A 21,624-nucleotide genomic window follows, 5' to 3' on the forward strand; every position below is an offset into this window, starting at 1 on the left:
TCGCGATGCCATCGTCCTGATGGCCGCTCGGCTCGGCACGTCCTGTGCCGAATTACGGACTTTTCCAAAGTCGAAAAGCTAAGAATTGCTAAAGCTCATAAAAGAGCCTTTTGAAATCCTTTAATGGGGCTTTTTCAAAATTCAGCTAACAAGTAGGTTTGTCAACAATCTAAGTATCTCATACCTTAAGATACTGGATTTTTCATTATAAAATTATTCATCAAATAAATTTAGATAATTTTCTACTTCTTTTTTTCTCTTTAATGTCTCTTCTTCATCCACAACCCAGTTATATACGCCTTTATATACAACATCCCCTTCTTTTACTTTATTGTCAAAATTCTTAATATCTACTTCAACTACATCTTCATCATCTAAAGCAATTACAACCATATTCCCCTCAATCCTGTCTACAACACCCTTCATAAAATCACTCCTTAGGCACTATATGACACTTTCTACATCTTGCCTCATATGCTTCAGTTGCACCAACTAAAATAATAGGGTCACTATACTTTGCTGGCTTTCCGTTAATTAGTCTTTGAGTTCTTGTTGCAGGATTTCCACAAACAACACATATAGCCTGAATTTTATCTACAAACTCTGCAATGGCAAGAAGCCTTGGAATAGGCCCAAAGGGTTCTCCTCTAAAGTCCATATCAAGGCCTGCACAAATTACCCTCTTGCCCTTGTCTGCAAGTTTTTTACATACATCTACTACCCTTTCATCAAAGAACTGAACTTCATCTATCGCAACTACATCAGTTGTATCCTTAACATAATTTAATATATCCTCTGGATTTTGAATACAAATTGCCTCTTCCTTTATACCTGTATGGGAAACAACACAAGTTTTACTATATCTGTTATCAATTATAGGCTTGAACACCAATACATTTTGCTTTGCTATCTTTGCTCTTTTAATTCTTCTTATAAGTTCTTCACTTTTTCCACTATACATAGGACCTACTATAACCTCGATATATCCGTGATCCTTTGGGCCGTACATAATATCCCTCCATCCTATTATATGAAAAAAGACCGGCACGCCGGTCAAATGAAATTATTCTTCAATCTTTAGGTTGTACTTCTTCATAAACTTATCCATTCTTCCACCTTGTTCAACAAGCATCTTTTGCTTTCCTGTGAAGAATGGGTGGCACTTTGAACAGATTTCTACCTTAAGTTCCTTCTTAACTGATCCAGTTGTGAAAGTATTACCACAAGCACACTTTACAACTGCATCGTGATTGTAATTTGGATGGATGTCTCTCATTTATTTCACCTCTTTCATATATTCTTAACATAATATATAAGCTTTATGTAGTACCTTCCGTCAACTTTTAAGATTATACCACATTTATTATAGTTTTTCAATATCTAAATTAATCCTTCAAAACCTTTGAGGCCATCTGTACAAATTCTTTATTTGTCTTTGTTCTTGCTATTGAATTTAACAGTTTTTCTGTTGCATCTTGAGTTGTTTCGTTTGCAAGGAGTCTTCTTATAGCCATAACAGCTGATTTTTCATCCTCATTTAATAGAAGATCCTCTCTTCTTGTACCTGATTTATATATATCTATTGCAGGGAATATTCTTCTTTCTTGAAGCTTTCTATCAAGATGTACTTCCATATTTCCAGTACCTTTAAACTCTTCAAAAATAACATCATCCATACGGCTTCCTGTTTCAACAAGGGCTGTTGCAAGTATTGTTAAACTTCCACCCTCTTCAATATTTCTTGCCGCTCCAAAAAACTTCTTAGGCTGAATCAACGCACCAGGATCGAGACCTCCTGATAATGTTCTTCCCGTTGGGTTTATTGTAAGGTTATATGCTCTTGCAAGACGAGTAATACTATCAAGAAGTATAACAACGTCCTTCTTTAGCTCAACAAGCCTCTTTGCTCTTTCAAGAACAAGTTCTGCTATTCTTGTATGATTTTCAGGCTCATTATCAAAGGTTGAATATACTACCTCACCCTTTATAGACCTTTGCATATCTGTTACTTCCTCTGGTCTTTCATCTATTAGAAGAACTATAAGCTCAACATCTGGGTGATTTGTTGTTATTGCATTTGCTATTTTCTTTAAAAGAACAGTTTTTCCTGCCTTTGGAGGTGCAACAATAAGCCCTCTTTGTCCTCTTCCTATTGGAGCTAAAATATCTATAAGTCTTGTTGCTAAATCTCCACTTGAAACCTCAAGACTTAGTCTTTTATTTGGATATATTGGAGTTAATGTTTCAAAACTTTTTCTTCCTATTACCTTTTCAGGATGCATTCCATTAATCTCTTGTAGATATATAAGTGCCTTATACTTTTCAGTCTCCTTTGGGAACCTTGCCTTACCCTTTATTAAATCACCCGTTTTCAAATTAAATCTTCTTATTTGTGACGGAGATACATATATATCCCTTGGACCCTGTTGGTAGTTATCCAGTCTTAAAAAGCCATACTGCTGATTTTCTATAAGCTCAAATACACCCTCGACCGTATCAGCATCCTGAAGAAGTTCCTGTATCTTTTCCCTCTTTTCTACATCTATATCGTGAAGCTTTATCTCCTCATCACGAAGCGGTTCACTTTTTTCTTCTTCAATTTCAGGTACTATAATCTCTTGTGGTTTTATCCTGCTCTTCTCCTCTTCTAACCTTAATATTTCCTCGATAAGTTCGCTTTTTCTGAACTTTGAAACAGATTTTATATCATAATCCTTTGCAATCTGCCTTAGCTCCTCCAGCGTCTTACTCTTCAATTCTTCAAAATTCATACTACACCTCCATATTTTTACATCACATAAGGACATTTAACTCTATAATGAAACTTTTTTATTAAATTCGGATAACTGGGGAAATAGACGAATAGAACAGACTATAAGACTCGACTATTATTATTTTAATACTCTCTATTAAAAATGTAAAGTAGAACTAATACTGTTAAACATAATTAACAAATTAAAATCCTACTAATTTAATAAATAAGAACAGAAGTTATATAATTCTGTTAATGAATGATGAATATCACTTTTCTAAAAAAAAACAAAATAATTACATAGTAAAAAGAAGCTATATAATAAAACCAATAGCAGTATTATTTAGGATGAAACAACCCTGTAAGCTTAGAAAACCTTTATCTATTTTGAGTATTAGCTACTACAAAGCCTCTACCTCTATATAAGTAGTTCACAATTGCATAATTAAACAAGGTGCCATATACTTGGCACCTTATATTCTATCTTATTAACTTAATCTATGAATTGCGTTTATAAATCTAACTGTTCCAGTTTTAGACCTCATAACTACAGATTGTGTCTTTACTTTGTCCTTACTCAAATACACAACACCCTTTAGAAGGTCGCCATCTGAAACACCTGTTGCAGCAAAATATACATCATCTGCCTTAACTATATCATCTATATACATTAACTTATTTAAATCCATTATTCCCATTTCAATACATCGTCTCTTTTCTTCTTCACACGTTATACATAGCCTTCCTTGAAAGTCTCCTCCCAAACACTTTAATGCAGCAGCAGCTATTACTCCCTCAGGTGCACCACCTGAACCAACCATAATATCTATTCCAGTATCCTCAAACCCTGTTGATATTGCAGCTGCAATATCACCATCTGTTATAAGTTTCATCCTTGCACCTACTTTTCTGACCTTTTCCATAAGACCATAATGCCTTTCTCTATCAAGCATTATTACAGTTACATCTTCAACCTTTTTATTTAAAGCTCTTGCTACATTTTTTATATTCTCCTCAAGTGGTGAATCTAAAGACACACACCCCTTTGCTCTTCTTCCTACAGCTATTTTTTCCATATACATATCAGGAGCGTGTAAAAGTCCTCCCTTTGGAGAAATTGCAACAACAGATAGTGCATTTGGAAGTCCCTTTGCTACAAGATTAGTACCATCAAGCGGATCAACTGCAATATCAACCTCTATACTATCCTCATCTCTAATACCAAGCTCTTCACCAATATAGAGCATAGGAGCTTCATCCATTTCTCCTTCCCCTATTACAACTTTACCTCTTATTGGAATTAAATCAAACATCCTTCTCATAGCAGAAACTGCCGCATCATCTGCTGCATTTTTGTCTCCTCTTCCTAAAAGTTTTGAGGCACTAATGGCTGCTGCCTCTGTAACTCTAACATAAGATAAAGCCAAATCAATATCCATATTACTCCCCCATTCCAAATTGCTAATTATATTATATATACTTTATATACTCAAAGTCAATATATAATATAACATATTTTTTATATATGCTACTCAATAAAGTGCCACCCAGGTGAAATGTGACATTTTCTAATTATAACCTCCGTTTTTTTAAAATTATAACTATACATAAAAAAGGAGCCAATAGCGTTCTTTTAAAATTGTTGACAAACCCATTTGTTAGCTAAAATATGAAAAAGCCCCATGAAAGGACTTCAAAATGGCACATTTCATGAGCTTTAGCAATTATTGCTTTTTGACTTTGAAAAAGTCCATAATTCGGCACAGGACGTCCGAGCCGAGCGGCCATCAGGACGATGATATCAAGAAGGTAGGACTTTTTCAAACAAAGAAAAGCTTAGAATTGCTTAAGCCGTAGAACCGATGCTTAAGAAATCCTTCATAGGGATAATCAATATATAACTTTTTCAGCAGCCTGAAAGGAGCCAATAGGCTCCTATTAAGATTTAATACCCTCTTTTAGTTAAATTGTGTATAGCATTTATGTACCTTATAGTTCCTGTCTTTGCCCTCATTACAATAGAACTTGTTTTTGCCCTATCCTTACCTAAAAATACAACTCCCTTAAGTATATCTCCATCAGATACTCCTGTTGCTGCAAAATATACATCATCTGACTTTACTATATCATCAAGCTGCATAACCCTACTTAAGTCAGTTATACCCATATTGAAACATCTCTGCTTTTCCTCATCATTGGTTGGGAAAAGTCTCCCTTGAAAATCTCCACCTATACACTTTACTGCAGCAGCTGTTATAACCCCCTCAGGTGCTCCACCTATTCCAACCATAATGTCTACACCACTCTCATCAAAACACGTTGCAACTGCCTCCTGTATATCTCCATCGTTAAATAATTTTAATCTTGCATTTACCTTTCTTACCTCATCCATTAAATGTTTATGTCTTGGTCTGTCCTGTATTACAACAGTTACATTTGATACATCTTTATTAAGAGCCTTTGCTACGTTTATTATATTTTCACTCAAAGGAGCATCCAGCGATACTACTCCTCTTGCCTTTGGTCCCACAACAAGCTTTTCCATATACATATCAGGTGCATGCAGAAGTGAGCCCTTCTCTGCAATTGCAACAACAGCAAGTGCATTTGGCATTCCCTTTGCCACAAAGCTTGTACCATCTAAAGGATCAACAGCAATATCCACCTCATAGTCACCGCTTCCAAGTACCTCTCCTATATATAGCATTGGTGCCTCATCCATTTCACCCTCACCAATAACAACCGTTCCCTTAATTGGAAGACTATCAAACATAGCCCTCATACCTTCTACAGCAGCCTCATCAGCAGCATTTTTATCTCCACGTCCCATATATTTTGAAGCATTAATTGCGGCAGCCTCCGTAACCCTAACAAGCCCAAGTGCTAAATCCATATTCATAAAAATTCCTCCTATTGTGCTATACTATTTATCCATTAATCAACATTTATTATTATACTCTTTACGTTAATTGTTTGTCAAATATATTTATGTTAAAATATATTTATATAATGTGATATACTATTTGGTGCCACTTAGATGAAATGTGAAATTATCTAACTTTCATTGGTCTTATTGTTTTACAATTCTTTAGGGAATATTCTATACAACCCAACCTGTCTTTCTATAATCACTCCCAAACAAGATAGGTACAATTTTAAAGAAAATGGAGGTTATAATTAGAAAATGTCACATTTCACCTGGGTGGCACTTTATAACCAAAAATAAAGGGCCTAACTAAAAATGAATCTTTTAGTTAGGCCTTCTTATAAACAATATGAATTATTTTTTAGGAACAGTTTCCCAATCCTTTAGGAATTTTTCTATTCCTATATCAGTCATAGGGTGTTTTGCCATTTGAACAAGCACCTTATATGGTACTGTTGCAATATGGGCACCTGCAAGTGCTGCTTCAACAACGTGCATTGGGTGTCTTATGCTTGCAGCTATTATCTCTGTTTCTATTCCATAGTTATCAAATATTCTCACTATCTCCTCAATTAATGTCATTCCATTATGCCCTATATCATCTAATCTTCCCACAAATGGGCTAACATAGGTAGCACCAGCCTTTGCTGCAAGTAGAGCCTGTGCTGATGAGAAAATCAATGTAACATTTGTTTTAATTCCTTCCTTTGAAAGAACCTTAACAGCCTTTAATCCCTCAAGTGTCATAGGTATCTTAATTACTATGTTCTTATGTATTTTAGCAAGTTCCCTTGCCTCCCTAATCATACCCTCAGCCTCAAGGCTTATTACCTCTGCACTGATTGGGCCATCAACTATTTCAGTAATTTCCTTTACAACTTCAACAAAGTCTCTTCCTTCCTTTGCAATAAGAGAAGGATTTGTAGTAACTCCACAGATTATCCCAAGTCTTTCTGCCTCTCTAATTTCATCAACATTGGCAGTGTCGATAAATAGTTTCATATAATCACTCCCCATTGTAATATTTTATTTTATAACCCATCTCTTTGTTTTATCTATAACTCCAAGATGAGTTAATAATTCAAGCATATCATCCATATACCTATTAACCATATCATCTACAAGATATTCTTTCCCCAAAAAGGCAATTTCCATACCACAAACAGGGCAAGCTAAAATATTAACTGATTTATCTATTAAATCCTTTATTTTATATTTATATCTATGTGTTTCCCCACAAGCTATACACGGTATATCTATGTCAACTTCTCCCTTAGTAGCACTAACTTTAAATACAATATTTCCACAGGAACATCTCCTACTTGTTGGCCTTTTTGCCTCGAATAAATTTATGTGAAAACTTGTGTACCTTCCGCACTCACTGCACTTTACAGCAGCCTTAATGGAAGAATCCATAATCATTTTTTTTCACCTCCATAATCATATATTCTTCACTTAAATTCAAATTCCTTCTTTGTCGAAAAAAATATTTTTTGTCTATGTCTATAAAAAAGGATTTGATTGTTGTTTGAAGAATATAAATATTATGAAAATATTTTTTAAGGGGGTAACGATATGCCAATTGGAGAAAAGGTTGTAATTAGGGTAAGAATGTCCAGTCACGATGCACACTATGCTGGAAATTTGGTAGATGGTGCAAAAATGTTACAATTGTTTGGAGATGTTGCAACAGAGCTTCTAATTAGACACGATGGTGATGAAGGACTTTTTAGAGCCTATGATAGTGTTGAATTTTTAGCACCTGTATATGCTGGGGATTATATTGAGGCTATTGGTGAAATAATTGAAGTTGGCAATACATCAAGGAAAATGAAGTTTGAAGCAAGAAAGGTTATAACTTCTGCAAACATTCCTAACAACGATTCTGCCTGTGATGTTCTTGATAATCCTATTGTCGTATGCAGAGCGTCAGGAACCTGTGTTGTTCCAAAGGACAAACAAAGATTTAATAGGGGGTAATTGGTATGGAAAAGCTTATTATAACTTGTGCACTAACTGGTGCAGAAGTTACAAAGGAACAAAATCCTGCTGTACCATATACTGCTGAAGAAATGGCACAATCAGCCTATGAGGCATATATGGCAGGTGCATCAATACTGCATATACACGTTAGGGAGGATGACGGAACACCAACACAAAATAAAGAAAGATTTAGAGTAATACTTGATGCAATAAGGCAAAGATGCCCTGATGCAATATTACAAGTAACAACAGGTGGTGCTGTTGGTATGAGTGATGAGGAACGTCTTGCACCTGTGGAATTAAGACCTGAGATGGCAACACTTGATGCTGGTACAATAAACTTTGGTGATGAAGTTTTTGTTAATAGTTTCCCATCCCTCATAAACTTTGCAAAAAAGATGAAGGAATTTAATGTTAAACCTGAAATAGAGGTATTTGATAGGGGAATGATTGAAAACGCAAAAAGGCTTGTTAAAATGGGATTTTTAGATACACCACTTCATTTTGACTTTGTTTTAGGAGTTCCATCAGGTATGCCTGCTGATATAGACAGCCTTACATATATGGTAAGGTCAATACCAGAAGGTTCAACCTGGACAGTTGCAGGCATAGGAAGGCATCAACTTCCTATGGCTATTTTTGCTATACTGCTTGGTGGACACGTTAGAGTTGGACTTGAGGATAATATATACTATAATAAAGGTGAGCTTGCAAAATCAAATGCACAGCTTGTGGAAAGGGTTGTAAGAATAGCAAAGGAACTTGGAAGAGAAGTTGCAACTCCTAATGAAGCAAGAAGGATTTTAAATATAAAGTAATTAAATAAAGATTATTTTAAAACTACTATATATTTTTTATAAAGCCCCTTAAATGGATTTTATTAATTTAAACTGTGTCTATTAAGGGGCTTTATAAGCACTATTAATATTGTTTAAACCTATCCCTTTAATACAACCTCTACTTAATTTGAATTTAAAGGTGGGATATTATGCTTTTTATTGTAAACCCTAAGGCAGGTAATGGACGTGCTATTAAGGCTGTTGACAACATAAAAAATATATGTGAAAGAAATGGTATACACTATTCAATCGAGTTTACAAATTATCCTGAAAACGCTGTAGAAATTGCCAACAAAAACATATCAAAATTCGAAAGAATTATTGCTGTTGGAGGCGATGGTACTTTAAATGAAGTATTAAATGGAATTATAGATAGTAATGTTGCCCTTGGGGTATTACCCTGTGGTACAGGAAACGACTTTGCAAGAACAATATATAAAACAATGGATATTGATAAAATCTTAGAAGTATTAATCAAATCAGATTATAAAAAATGCGATGTAGGAAAATGCTTTAATAAATATTTTATAAATATAGCAAGCGTTGGATTAGATGCTGAAATAGCCCACAAAGTTCAAAGAGGTAAAAAAATATTTAGTGGTAAGACAAGCTATCTTTATCATCTTATAAATACGTTAATACAGTACAAAAATAAGCAATTGAAAATACAAATTGATAACACTAATATAGAATCTGAAACTGTCTTAACTACAATTTCAAATGGAAAATACTATGGTGGTGGGATAATGCCAACACCTGATTCCAATATATTTGATGGCAAATTTGATATTTGCCATATACGAAAAATAAACAAGATTAAAATACCTTTCCTTTTAAATAAATATATAAAAGGAAATCATAAAGATTTTAGTGAAGTTAATTTCTATAAAGGTAAAAGGGTAAAAATAGAGTCTGACGACTTATTTGCTGTAAATTTAGATGGCGAGACCTTCCTTGCTAACGAAGTAAAATTTGAATTAAAGAGTAAATATATTAATTTAATTTATCCTAAAAAAACACATTAAATCAGAACTTTATGAAATTGCATTTTGCTTATTTAGCTTATTTATACAATACATCTATTTATACGAAATGTTAGAATATAATTGAAAGGAGCTGTCATCTGACAGCTCCTTCTTACTTATTTAATGCAGCCTTTACAAAGTCTCTAAACAGTGGGTGAGGTCTGTTTGGTCTTGATTTGAATTCTGGGTGGAACTGTGCACCAACAAACCACTTGTGGTTTGGTATTTCAACTATTTCAACAAGCTTATCATCTGGGCTTGTTCCAGCAAGTACCATTCCCATTTTTGTTATTTGGCTCCTGTATTCGTTATTAAATTCATATCTATGTCTGTGTCTTTCATATATTATCTCATCCTTATAGGCTTCATAGGAGAAGGTTCCTTCCTTTAACTTACAAGGATAAAGTCCAAGTCTCATTGTTCCGCCCTTTTCATCAATATCCTTTTGTTCATCCATAAGGTCAATTACAGGATATTTTGTGTTTGGATCTATTTCTGAACTGTTTGCACCAGATAGACCTACTACATTTCTTGCAAATTCAATTACTGCACATTGCATTCCAAGGCATATTCCAAGGAAGGGAACATTATTTTCACGTGCATATTTTATTGCAAGTATCTTGCCTTCAATACCTCTATCTCCAAATCCACCTGGAACTAATATTCCATCTGCATCCTTTAATATATCTACATAGTTATTTTCATCTACATCACAGGCATTTATCCAATCTATTTCAACATCCGCATCGTTGTAAATACCTGCGTGCTTTAGAGCCTCAACAACAGACATATAGGCATCGTGAAGCTCTACATATTTTCCAACAAGGGCTATCTTTACCCTGTGCTTTAAATTCTTTAATCTCTCAACAATTACCTTCCACTCTGTAAGGTCTATTTCCTTTGCATCTATGTTTAGTTTCTTTACAACAAGAGAGTCTAATCCCTCTTCGTGAAGCATAAGAGGAACTTCATAAAGCGTTGGAGCATCAAGGTTTTGTATTACTGATTCTCCATCTATGTTGCAGAAAAGTCCAATCTTGTCCTTCATTTCACGAGATAGTGGTTTTTCTGAACGGCATACAATTATATCAGGCTGAATACCTATGCTTCTTAGTTCCTTTACTGAGTGTTGTGTTGGTTTTGTTTTAAGTTCTCCTGCCTTACCAAGGTATGGAACTAAAGTAACGTGTATAAAAAGAACATTTTCACGTCCAACTTCATACTTGATTTGTCTTATTGCCTCAAGGAAAGGTAAGCTTTCTATATCTCCAACTGTTCCACCTATTTCAGTTATAACAACATCTACATCATTTTCCTTTGCAACCTTGTAAACCTTTGACTTTATTTCGTTTGTAATATGTGGGATAACTTGAACTGTTCCACCAAGATATTCACCTTTACGCTCTTTTTGGATAACTGACCAGTAGATTTTGCCTGTTGTGACATTGCTGTTTTTAGACAAGTTCTCATCGATAAATCTTTCATAGTGACCAAGATCAAGATCTGTTTCTGCACCATCGTCTGTAACGAAAACTTCACCGTGCTGATATGGGCTCATTGTTCCTGGGTCGATGTTTATATAAGGGTCAAACTTTTGTATGGACACCTTTAGCCCGCGGGACTTAAGTAGTCTTCCGAGGGATGCTGCGGTTATTCCTTTTCCAAGAGATGACGCTACACCACCTGTAATAAATATGTATTTGGTTGCCATAATAAGCCTCCTTTATATTCATTTCATTTAACTTTTATATTTTACTTTATGTTTTAGATTTGTGCAAGAGGGAATATAAAAGAGAAGCAAATTTGCCTCGAGATTGTTGACAAACCTACTTGTTAGCTAAATTTTGAAAAAGCCCCATGAATGGATTTCAATGGGCTCTTTCGTGAGCTTTTGCAATTCTTAGCTTTTCGACTTTGGAAAAGTCCGTAATTCGGCACAGGACGTGCCAAGCCGAGCGGCCATCAGGACGATGGCATCGCGAGGGTAGGACTTTTTCAAACAAAGAAAATCTTAGAATTGATTAGCGAAATGAACGAATGCCCAAGAAATCCTTCATGGGGCTAATCAATATATAACTTTTTCAATAGCCTGGAGGCAAATTTGCCTCCTATTCATAGTGAAGTACATATATATGTCTTTCCTTTAGCATATCATCCGTTATCTCTATAAAGGGTTTATCAAGCTTTGTATAAGGATAATATTCTAAAAACTTATCAACTGAGTTTAGTTCAAATTTTAATGGTTTTGTCTTGTAGTGCATAGGTATTATTACCTTTGCATTTAGGCTCTCGCACACATCGCGTGCCGCCTCTGCATCGATTGTATATATTCCTCCAACAGGAATTAAAAGAACATCTACATCTCCTATCATTTCTATCTGTGCCTTTGTTAGCCTATGTCCTAAATCTCCAAGGTGGCAGACCTTTTTACCATCCACATCAAAGACATAAACTATATTATCTCCTCTTTTTGCACCCTGTTCTTCATCGTGATAGGTATGTACTCCTCTTATTGCTATATCCTTTATATAGAAGTTGCCAACTTTATTTACTATTGTATAATCTCCACTTAAACAATCTGTAAAGTTATGATCGTAGTGATTATGGCTTGTTGTAACTATATCGCAACTTACCTTAGGAAGTTTATATCCTACGTTATCATCAAATGGGTCTGTTACTATTCGTATTCCGTTTTTTGATGTTATCTTAAAGCAGGCGTGGCCTAACCATTTTATTCGCATAAAACCCCTCCCGATTAGTATATGTTTATTTGTATATATAATATCATAAATGGACTGGTTTTATGCAAAAATTTTAAAAAATTTCACAAATGATTATAAAATATAAGAAGTCAAGATAATAAAGTCCCATTAAAGGATAGCCTAATTTAAAGCCTTTTGAATCCTTTAATGGGACATACTTAAATCTATCTACTTAATACCTCTTGCTACCATCTCCTGAACTATAAAAGAAGCTACATCCTCAGCAAAGGAACCTGCTCCAAAACCCGCATCATAACCAAGCTCCTTTGCAAGCTCGTGACTAATTCTTGGCCCCCCTGCCACTAATACAACCCTATCCCTTATACCCTCTGCTTCAACTATTTCTACAAGTTCAGTCATATTTGGAATGTGTACATTCTTTTGAGTTACAACCTGTGATACTAAAATTGCATCGGCATTTACCTCAATTGCCTTTGCCACCAATACTTCATTTGGAACCTGACTTCCCAAGTTATATGCCTCTATCATCTGATATCTTTCAAGCCCATAGTGTCCTGCATATCCCTTCATATTCATAATTGCATCTATTCCAACCGTATGGGCATCTGTACCCGTACAAGCCCCAACTACAACAACCTTTCTTCCTATGTTCCTTCTGATATATTCATCCACCTCATCCATTGACATTGTGCTGGTCTCAACCTTTGGAACTACTATCTTTGTTGCATCAACAGAGTGTATACAGGAACCATATACAACAAAAAATGTATATCCTACGCCTAAATCCATCATATGGGTAACATTAGGTTCATCAATTCCCATCTTCATTGCAAGCTGCCTTGCCGCCTCCTTTGCCTCCTCTGAATAGGGAAGAGGAAGTGTAAAGGATAGCTGAACCTTTCCATCATTCATTGTATCTCCATAGGCTTTAACCCTTGTTTTATCAAAGGTTTTGTCAAAATCCTTCTTCTCCATTGAATAAAGTCCACTACTCATTGTTAGCACCTCCTAACATTAGAGGTATGAACTCATTTATATAGTTTTCTCCCTTTTTAAATACTCCATCTAATCCCTTTCCTCCGTATCTTGAACGCTTAATGTCTGCAAAAATTCCTTTCTCGAGGGTTGTAAATAATCCTTCCTTTTCAATCTCCTCAAGAAGCATTGTAGCCTTCTGTAAAACTTCATTTGCTCTTTTTTCTACAAGTCCTCCACGTTTAAACTCTATTTCATCGCCTATCGACTTCATATTGTTAAATATATACCTTGCATTCTCAATAGATAAGGCTCTGTCGGAGATAAAAGGAGTGTGGATTGCCTCTGTTAACATACCAAGAAGCTGTATACCCTGATGAGTCCAAATAGATACAACATTAAATAGTGCATCCTGAATATGTCCTTTAAATATGTTTCCTGTCATAAACTTAGTAGGAGGCATATATTTTAATGGTGCCTTAGGGAATATCTGCCTTGCCATCTGTGCCTGTGCAAGTTCAAGTAAAAATCCATCCTTAAGGTCTGGATTCATTTCAAAGGCGTGTCCAAGCCCCATCTGTTCCTCTAAAATTCCTGCCATCTTTGCAAACTGTTCATTTATAAATTGTGACGCCAAAACAGTATGAGCTGCCTCTACTGCATCCGCTGTTGTTAGGTAGTTATCCTCTCCTGTATTTATGATTACTCCAGCAAATCCATTTATTACTCTTGAGAAGAACTGGTCAACTATTGTTCTTTGCATATTTATATCTCTAAAAAGTATTCCATATAGGGCATCATTTAGCATTACATCTAACCTTTCCATTGCTCCCATCGCTGCAATCTCAGGCATACAAAGACCTGAACAGTAGTTGCAAAGCCTTATATATCTTCCAACCTCTAAAGCTACTTCATCGAGGGCCCTTCTCATTATTCTAAAATTCTCCTGCGTTGCATAGGTTCCTCCAAAACCTTCGGTTGTTGCACCATAGGGCACATAGTCAAGAAGGCTCTGACCTGTTGTTCTTATCACCGCAATAATATCTGCTCCCTGCTTTGCTGCAGACTGTGCCTGTACAACATCCTCATATATATTTCCTGTTGCAACTATTACATAAAGGTAAGGCTTATCCCCTTCACCTATATTTTTAATCATTTCTTCCCTCTTTTTTCTATTTTCCTTTATCCTTTCTACCATTGGATATGCAAGTTCTAAGGCCCTATTTTTAATTTCTTCTAAGCTGTGTTTGTTTAATTTAACTATATTTAAATTTCCCTTTGCAACCTCCTCTGCAATCTCCTGTGTCGATAGATTTGTCTCAAGTACAGCATTTATTAAATAATATGATAACCCATCCTCTAATGCACCGTTTTCCTTGATGTGGTCAACTATTCTGTTTGGAAGCGGAACTCCATTTTCATCTACTCCATCTATTCCATATAACCTTGCAATGGTTCTTTCGGTTGAAACGGTTGAATGAAGGTCTATAAACTTTTGAGTATCAAGTGCTATGTTTCTTGCTGCATCCCTTGCCCTTTTTATAAGCTCTTCATTTAAGTTTATATATGCCATATTATCCCCCCTACTTTAGGTATTTTTCTGCCAAATTAAGTATTTCCTCCTCAAAACCAAGAAGCCTTGCCACCCTTATCGCATCCTTTGGAACTTCGTACTTTCCATAGACTTCCCTTAAGGTATAGTCCATATATAGATTCAAATCCTTAAGAGAAATGTTTTTCACATCCTCTCCTATTTTAAGGCCCACAACCTCGTAATGTCTTACTATATCATCTACTCCATCAAAATGTGTTGTTACAACCAAAACAGAATTTAAGGTATTAAAATATGATAGAATAGCCTTTAATATTGCTCGTCCCTCTTTTGGATTTGTTCCCCTTGCTATTTCATCTATAAGTACAAGTCCCATCTTATCTTTGTATTTAACAGCCTCATTTAGTGCCAAAACCTCTGCACCAAAGGTTGATAGTCCATTATCAAGCGACTGCATATCACCTGCTTGACAAAAATAATATTCAAAGGGGAAGAAGCTAAAAAATTCACAAGGCACAAAAAATCCCATTTGAGCCATAATACATAAAAGACCAATCAGCCTTAATGTAACAGTCTTACCCCCCATATTTACTCCTGTAATTATTGTTGAACCTTTTTTTAAATCTATTGAAATTGGTGTATATCCTACTCCCTTCTTTTTAAGTTCAGCCTCAACCTTTAGATGGCGTCCCTTTACTATTTTTATCTCAATACTGTTATTTATATTAGGTCTTACTGATTTTGTCTCTATAGCAAGCTCTGCCTTTTGAAGAAGCAAATCAAGTTCTGAAATTAAGACAATTAACCTATTGAAATTTTCTTCCTCTTCTTTAATTTTCTCTGTTAGATATGTTCTTATCCTATACTCTTCCTCTTCCTCTTCTGCCTTTAGCTTTTCTATTATATTATTAATCCTATCTCCCTCATCCCCAAGCTCAAGTGAAAAAATGATATAGTAGGGCGTCTTTAGAGCCTGTCTTAGATTTTTATCACAAAGGACCTCTTCTATTTTAACATCATCCCTTGATATCACAATTTCGCTGTTTTGCTTAACATAAACACCGTATTTTTGTTCAACCTTCTCTTTAATTTCTTCCCTTAAAAGATTTAATCTTTTGTTATAATTCTTTATTTCACTCCTTATCGACTTTAATCTTTGGCTGTAGCTATCGTATATATAAAAGCTTCTGCTATTTTGCCCCTCTATGTCTAAAATATTTTCTAAATAGGGTATTCTAAAGAGCTTCAACTCATCTATGAAGTTATTATCCATTTGTATTTTACATATTTCCCGAACATTTATTAGGAAATTTTTAATTTCAAATAGTTCAGATACATCTAAAACAGAACCTGACACTGCCCTTTTTATCGATGTTCTTATCTCCTTTATTCCCTCAAGAAGGGACAAAATATTATTATAATCCCTTTTATTATTCTGTATAAAACCCATTAAAAACTCTATACAGTCATACTGCCTATTTAACTCATCTTCATTTTTATACAAAGTTAACGAATTTAACCTTTCCTTTCCATAGGGGGTTCTTACATTTAAGATAGATAAAACATAGTCCATTCCAATATTCTTTAATGTATCTTTTAAAATCATACCCCCACTCCTTCATACAAAACATCATATACATCAAGAGGGTATAATGCCCTCCTTAAATTTTGCAAAAACACATCAGGATTATAATAGTAACCAAAGGGGGAAGTTGGATTTTGGGTTACACATATTAGATTTATCCTTTCTAATACATATATATTACCTCCTGCCCCCCTAAAACTATCATAATCCTCCCTGTTTATAAATATCTTTGTTCCATCTTTAACAATTATATCAACCTCAAGTCCCTTTATTTTATTTAGAAAAGTTCCTGTTAAACTTCCAGGTAAGTAGATATATTTTATATTTTTATCTATTCTATTTAATATTTCATCCTCATTGCCTAAGGATGTCTTTATATTCGTATCAATGGTGTTATCCCCTATTAATAATACATTTTTAAAATTTAGTGTATTTATTTTATTTAAAATATCCTCCTGTACTTTATTAAGGCTTAACATATCCACTGTATGCTTTGTTTTTTTTATTGTTATATTAATATCCCTTGAGAGACTTGCACCAGTTGATAGTATGCACGCATCAGTTATAGAAGGGGAACCCTGAGTTTTTCTATTTAGTGCACCATCAATTAGTACAATATCTCCCCCAAGGGTAAGCATCATATCTGAAACTTTAGCTATTTCTCTATTACTATCTGGACCTGCTAAAAGCACATATCCATCCCTTATAATTTTAACTATAACTATTCTTCCAAGGCAGGTTGAAAAGGGCAGAATATCGATTATTTCATACTTTGCACTAAAACTTTTTAGTGCCTCCTCTGAAGTTGCAATTAATGTGCCCTCATAGGCGTAGATTTTAGGTTTTTGAGTTTTGTATACAATATCCCTTCCCTCTCCATCTACGCCTATTGAGGTAAGGCAGACTTTTCTCTTTTTCTTTTTACAAATATCAATCATCTCATTTAAAACCACTGTCTTTCCTGAATTTTTACTCATACCAAGTATTGATATCTTTTTATAGGTATCTATTGCACAGTATAAATTCATCTACCCACCTTCTATTTGTTTTTATAATTCTTTGCCCTTTCTCTCCTTAATAAAACATCTGGTTCAAAACTTAATTTATCTCCCTCAAGAAGCATTGAAACTCCAGTCACCTCATCCTGCTCCTTACCTCTACATACATCGCAGGTACATTTTTCCTCAACATATTCAGGTTCAGTATATGTTGTAATGACTCCCTCAAAGTTTCTTAAAACAACCTTTTTTGGAGATTGGCTAATCACATACTGAGGCATAACTGGAGTCTTTCCACCTCCACCTGGTGCATCAACTACAAAGGTCGGAACACAAAAACCTGATGTGTGTCCTCTTAATCCTTCTATAATTTCTATTCCCTTTGAAACCTTTGTTCTAAAATGTTCAATTCCCTGTGATAGGTCGCATTGGTATAGGTAATATGGTCTTACCCTCATCTTAACCAATTCGTGAACAAGTTTCCTCTGAATGTGAACACAATCATTTACTCCTCTTAAAAGAACTGATTGGTTTCCAAGTGGTATGCCTGCATCTGCAAGCATTTCGCAGGCCTTCTTTGACTCCTCTGTTATTTCCTTTGGATGATTAAAATGAGTATTAAGCCAAATAGGATGATATTTTTTGAGCATATTACATAGGTCTTGAGTTATTCTCATAGGGTTTACAACTGGTGTTCTTGTACCTATTCTTATTATCTCAACGTGGGGTATTTCCTTAAGTTTCTTTATTATATACTCAAGTCTATCATCATCAACAAGTAGAGCATCCCCACCTGATAACAAAACATCTCGAACCTGTGGAGTATTTTTTATATATTCTATTGCCTTGTCTATTCTATCTAAAGGAAGCGATGAATCTGTCTGCCCTGCAAATCTCCTTCTTGTACAGTGCCTACAATACATAGAACACATATCGGTAATCAAAAGAAGTACTCTATCGGGGTATCTGTGGGTTAAACCTGGTACTGGAGAGTCAGCATCCTCGTGTAATGGATCACTCATATCACAGCTTGAAAAATTAAGCTCTGATAATGTTGGAACTGCCTGCTTTCTTATAGGGTCGTGAGGATCATCTTTATCCATTAAGGTTGCATAGTATGGAGTTATAGCCATTCTTAATGTTTTTAGACACCTCTCTATTGCCTGTTCCTCTTCAGGCAGAAGGTTTATAACCTTCTTTAGCTGTTCAACGGTTGTTATTCTATTTCTAACCTGCCATTTCCAATCATTCCACTCTTCTTTGGTTACATTTTTAAATAGCTCAATACTCCTATAATCCCTCATTTAAATCCCCCTCACAATTAAACATAAATAGTTTCAAATATTTCTCTCAATAGCTTACTCTCCCTCAAAACCTCAAGTGTTATCTGTGCATGCCCCTTTGTATATCCATTTCCTATTATCATATTAACGTCCTTTCCTACGCCTTCTGCTCCAAGTGCTGCCTTTGTAAAGCTTGTTGCCATGCTAAAGAAATAAACTATTCCATCGTCCCTAACTGGAAGAATTGTTGACATTTCTGTATTTGGTATGTTTACAACGTTAATTGCAATATCCACATACCTTCCACCTGTGCATTCAAGAACCTTATTTAAGACTTCAACCGGCTGTGTTGCATCCCCTTCAATTACTACATCACAAAGATTTGTTTGTTTTAATCTCTCTGCTGATTTTCCTGGTCTTGCTAAACCAATTACCTTACCAGTTACCCCTGCACGCTTTTTAGCTTCATAACAGCATAGAAGTCCACTCTTTCCTGCTGCACCAAGTATTAAAACATAATCACCTGGTTTAACAAGCTTTGCAGTCTGGGCTGGTGCTCCTGCAACATCAAGTGCTGCAAGTGCTAATGTCTCTGGCATATCATCAGGAAGTTTTGCATATATACCACTTTCAAATAGGATTGCCTTTCCTTCTATATCCACTTGGTCTATATCCTTTTTAACATTTAAAATCTTGTCTATTCTAAGTGGAGTTAATGATAGTGAAACAAGGGTTGCTATCTTATCTCCAACCTTAAGGTCAATTTTTCCCTCTAAATCCTTTCCTATCTTTTCAACAACGCCTATTAGCATTCCACCTGAACCTGTAACAGGGTTTTGGTGTTTTCCTCTCTCCTTAACTATGTTTAGCATTATCTCCTTTATCTTTTCAATATCTCCTCCAGCCTGTTCCTTTATTTGAGTAAAGCTTGCAGAATCTATATTTAGTGTCTTTACATCAATTAATATTTCGTTGTCATAAATCTCCATTGTATTATCAATTTTAAATGCTGTTTGAGGTAAAACCCCCTTTGGTTCTATAACTCTGTGTGTTCCGTACGGACATCCTCTCATAAAAAATCCCCCCTATGTTTATCTTGAAAATAATATTGCAAAGTTTATGCCAAAATTTAGATTATATTTATATTAACTATGCACTATATTTACTATGTTTTCTTTAAAAACAATTGCAAAATTTACTTCATTTTATATTATCTTTTCTATGTATGATGAATTTTGGGCATATATATTTTAAATTAGCTACAAAAATATGCTATGCATTGTTATCATTTTTTTCATACATAAAAATTCATAGCAATATTTTTTACTAAAATAAACAATGGTAATTTAATCTATAATATGGTAAAATAAAAATTGCAGAAAATTCTGCATATTGTGCCGATTTTTAATCACTAATAGGGGGAAAGGTATATGTTTGATAAAAATGTATATGATATTTTCGATAATTTAGAGGATGGAATCACAATTATAGATAATAGGGGTAGGATTGTTTTTCTCAATAAAAAGGCACAAAAACTTGATAATATAAATTTAGACGAAGTTTTAGGGAGGCACATCCTTGAGGTTTACCCCTCCCTTTCAAAGAGAAATAGTACACTACTTAATGTTCTTCATTCTAAAACTTCAATTAAGGACAACATCCAAACCTTCATTAACTTCAAGGGTGAAAAAATAACAACACAAAACACAACACTTCCTGTCTTAAATGGAGAAAAAATATTAGGTGCTATTGAAATTTCAAGGGATTTAACCAGCGTAAAAAAAATGACCGACGAAATAATGAAGCTAAAAAATGAACTCATAACTAAAAAGGATGGAAAAAACGTAGAGAAAAGGTTATACACCTTTATGGATATAATCGGCGAGAGCAGTGAGATGCTCTATATAAAAAATATAGCAATTAAGGCATCTAATTCTTCTTCTCCTATGTTTATATATGGAGAGACTGGGGTAGGTAAGGAACTTTTTGTACAGGCTATACATTCTGCCAGCAAAAGAAGAAATGGGCCCTTTATTGCTCAAAACTGTGCTGCTGTGCCAGAAACACTTCTTGAGGGGATTCTATTTGGAACTGTGCGGGGAAGCTTTACAGGCTCAGAGGATAGGCCTGGACTTTTGGAACTATCAGATGGAGGAACTCTTTATCTTGATGAGCTAAACTCTATGCCTCCTACCCTTCAGGCAAAACTTTTAAGGGTTTTGCAGGATGGATTGGTAAGGAGGATTGGAGATGTAAAGGAAAAGAAGGTTGATGTTAGATTTATTGCCTCCACCAACATAAGCCCTGAAGAATGCTTAAAAAGAGGATTAATTAGGCGAGATTTATATTATAGACTAAATGTAATATCAATAAAAATACCAGAGCTTAAGGATAGAAGGACTGATATACCTCTTCTTGTTAACTTTTTTATAAATAAATATAAAAATAAACTTGGAAAAGATAAAATACATATAACAGATGAGGCTCTTGATTGTTTAATTAACTACAGCTGGCCTGGAAATGTAAGGGAGCTTGAACATACTATAGAGAGAATATTAAACCTAAAGGACGATAATACAATAACAATGGACGACCTACCTGAACAGATAAAAGGCTGCAATAATATTTCTCTTGAGGAGTCTATAGAAAGATATGAAAAAAAGTTAATTGAGGATGCGTTAAGCTTGAGCAACATTAATATAAGCCTTGCCGCCAAAAGGTTAAAGATACCAAGACAAACACTGCAGTACAAGATAAAAAAATACTTTTAAAATAAAAACAGATTGTTGACAAACCTAATTGTTAGCTAAAGTATGTAAAAGCCCCATGAAAGGATTTCAATAGGCTCTTTCATAAGCTTTAGCAATTCTTAGCTTTAGACGAAGAAAAAGTCCGTAATTCGGCACAGGACGTGCCGAGCCGAGCGGCCATCAGGACGATGGCATCGCGAGGGTAGGACTTTTTCAAACAAAGAAAAGCTTAG

At 34.9% G+C, this 21,624-nt stretch carries 20 protein-coding genes; 4 read left to right on the plus strand and 16 right to left on the minus strand.

Translation table 11 applies throughout. From position 1 onward, the window contains the following. Nucleotides 1–213: 213 nt before the first annotated feature. The 8 genes from JG776_RS09305 to JG776_RS09340 form a co-directional block, all read right to left on the minus strand. Nucleotides 214–426, minus strand: a complete 213-nt coding sequence (locus tag JG776_RS09305; protein ID WP_291966873.1) for a DUF3006 domain-containing protein — start codon at nt 424–426, stop codon at nt 214–216. A gap of 4 nt (nt 427–430) precedes the next feature. Beyond that, complete coding sequence (locus JG776_RS09310; RefSeq protein WP_291966875.1) at nt 431–1,009, minus strand: thymidine kinase; 579 nt, start codon at nt 1,007–1,009, stop codon at nt 431–433. A gap of 54 nt (nt 1,010–1,063) precedes the next feature. After that, nucleotides 1,064–1,276 carry a 50S ribosomal protein L31 gene (gene rpmE / locus JG776_RS09315; RefSeq protein ID WP_273963719.1) on the minus strand — a complete coding sequence of 71 codons (213 nt, stop codon included), beginning with the start codon at nt 1,274–1,276 and terminating at the stop codon, nt 1,064–1,066. Between the two features lie 109 nt (nt 1,277–1,385). After that, complete coding sequence (gene rho, locus JG776_RS09320; protein WP_291966878.1) at nt 1,386–2,771, minus strand: transcription termination factor Rho; 1,386 nt, start codon at nt 2,769–2,771, stop codon at nt 1,386–1,388. Between the two features lie 469 nt (nt 2,772–3,240). Further along, nucleotides 3,241–4,191, minus strand: coding sequence for a class II fructose-bisphosphatase (gene glpX / locus JG776_RS09325; RefSeq protein WP_291966880.1), 951 nt, complete (start codon nt 4,189–4,191; stop codon nt 3,241–3,243). Between the two features lie 506 nt (nt 4,192–4,697). Continuing rightward, nucleotides 4,698–5,651: a class II fructose-bisphosphatase gene (glpX, locus tag JG776_RS09330; protein WP_291966881.1), complete on the minus strand. Its 954-nt coding sequence runs from the start codon at nt 5,649–5,651 to the stop codon at nt 4,698–4,700. A gap of 381 nt (nt 5,652–6,032) precedes the next feature. Beyond that, on the minus strand, nt 6,033–6,680 hold the full coding sequence (gene fsa / locus JG776_RS09335) for a fructose-6-phosphate aldolase (protein ID WP_291966882.1): 648 nt from the start codon (nt 6,678–6,680) through the stop codon (nt 6,033–6,035). Nucleotides 6,681–6,704: 24 nt separating this feature from the next. Further along, the gene (locus JG776_RS09340; RefSeq protein WP_291966883.1) at nt 6,705–7,100 is read right to left on the minus strand and encodes a hypothetical protein; all 396 of its coding nucleotides are present in this window, start codon (nt 7,098–7,100) and stop codon (nt 6,705–6,707) included. 153 nt (nt 7,101–7,253) lie between these two features. Here JG776_RS09340 and JG776_RS09345 point away from each other — a divergent pair, with 153 nt between their 5' ends. The 3 genes from JG776_RS09345 to JG776_RS09355 all read left to right on the plus strand — a co-directional run bounded on the left by JG776_RS09345 (nt 7,254) and on the right by JG776_RS09355 (nt 9,525). Then, on the plus strand, nt 7,254–7,658 hold the full coding sequence (locus JG776_RS09345) for a hotdog domain-containing protein (protein WP_291966884.1): 405 nt from the start codon (nt 7,254–7,256) through the stop codon (nt 7,656–7,658). Between the two features lie 5 nt (nt 7,659–7,663). After that, nucleotides 7,664–8,479, plus strand: coding sequence for a 3-keto-5-aminohexanoate cleavage protein (locus JG776_RS09350; protein WP_291966885.1), 816 nt, complete (start codon nt 7,664–7,666; stop codon nt 8,477–8,479). 170 nt (nt 8,480–8,649) lie between these two features. Next, nucleotides 8,650–9,525, plus strand: coding sequence for a diacylglycerol kinase family protein (locus tag JG776_RS09355; protein WP_291966886.1), 876 nt, complete (start codon nt 8,650–8,652; stop codon nt 9,523–9,525). 112 nt (nt 9,526–9,637) lie between these two features. On the opposite strand, the gene JG776_RS09360 is transcribed toward JG776_RS09355, so the two are convergent. The 8 genes from JG776_RS09360 to JG776_RS09395 form a co-directional block, all read right to left on the minus strand. Further along, nucleotides 9,638–11,236, minus strand: coding sequence for a CTP synthase (locus JG776_RS09360; RefSeq protein ID WP_291966887.1), 1,599 nt, complete (start codon nt 11,234–11,236; stop codon nt 9,638–9,640). Nucleotides 11,237–11,633: 397 nt separating this feature from the next. Next, entirely contained in the window at nt 11,634–12,266 is a 633-nt protein-coding gene (locus tag JG776_RS09365) for an MBL fold metallo-hydrolase (RefSeq protein WP_291966888.1), read from the minus strand. A gap of 189 nt (nt 12,267–12,455) precedes the next feature. Next, entirely contained in the window at nt 12,456–13,244 is a 789-nt protein-coding gene (locus tag JG776_RS09370; protein ID WP_291966889.1) for an OAM dimerization domain-containing protein, read from the minus strand. After that, nucleotides 13,237–14,796 carry a lysine 5,6-aminomutase subunit alpha gene (locus tag JG776_RS09375; protein WP_291966890.1) on the minus strand — a complete coding sequence of 520 codons (1,560 nt, stop codon included), beginning with the start codon at nt 14,794–14,796 and terminating at the stop codon, nt 13,237–13,239. Before JG776_RS09375 ends, JG776_RS09370 begins: the two co-directional genes overlap by 8 nt. Before the next feature lie 10 nt (nt 14,797–14,806). Continuing rightward, nucleotides 14,807–16,381, minus strand: a complete 1,575-nt coding sequence (locus JG776_RS09380) for a hypothetical protein (protein WP_291966891.1) — start codon at nt 16,379–16,381, stop codon at nt 14,807–14,809. After that, entirely contained in the window at nt 16,378–17,388 is a 1,011-nt protein-coding gene (locus JG776_RS09385; protein ID WP_291966892.1) for a hypothetical protein, read from the minus strand. The genes JG776_RS09380 and JG776_RS09385 overlap by 4 nt, the downstream gene beginning before the upstream one ends. Nucleotides 17,389–17,399: 11 nt before the next feature. Beyond that, on the minus strand, nt 17,400–18,662 hold the full coding sequence (gene ablA / locus JG776_RS09390) for a lysine 2,3-aminomutase (RefSeq protein WP_291966893.1): 1,263 nt from the start codon (nt 18,660–18,662) through the stop codon (nt 17,400–17,402). Between the two features lie 17 nt (nt 18,663–18,679). Beyond that, on the minus strand, nt 18,680–19,714 hold the full coding sequence (locus JG776_RS09395; protein WP_027307981.1) for an L-erythro-3,5-diaminohexanoate dehydrogenase: 1,035 nt from the start codon (nt 19,712–19,714) through the stop codon (nt 18,680–18,682). A 357-nt stretch (nt 19,715–20,071) separates the two neighbouring features. On the opposite strand from JG776_RS09395, the gene JG776_RS09400 reads away from it, so the two are divergent. Beyond that, nucleotides 20,072–21,412, plus strand: a complete 1,341-nt coding sequence (locus JG776_RS09400) for a sigma 54-interacting transcriptional regulator (RefSeq protein ID WP_291966894.1) — start codon at nt 20,072–20,074, stop codon at nt 21,410–21,412. Nucleotides 21,413–21,624 lie beyond the last annotated feature (212 nt).

This window comes from Caloramator sp., assembly GCF_020054765.1.
Classification (GTDB): domain Bacteria; phylum Bacillota; class Clostridia; order Clostridiales; family Caloramatoraceae; genus Thermobrachium; species Thermobrachium proteoclasticum.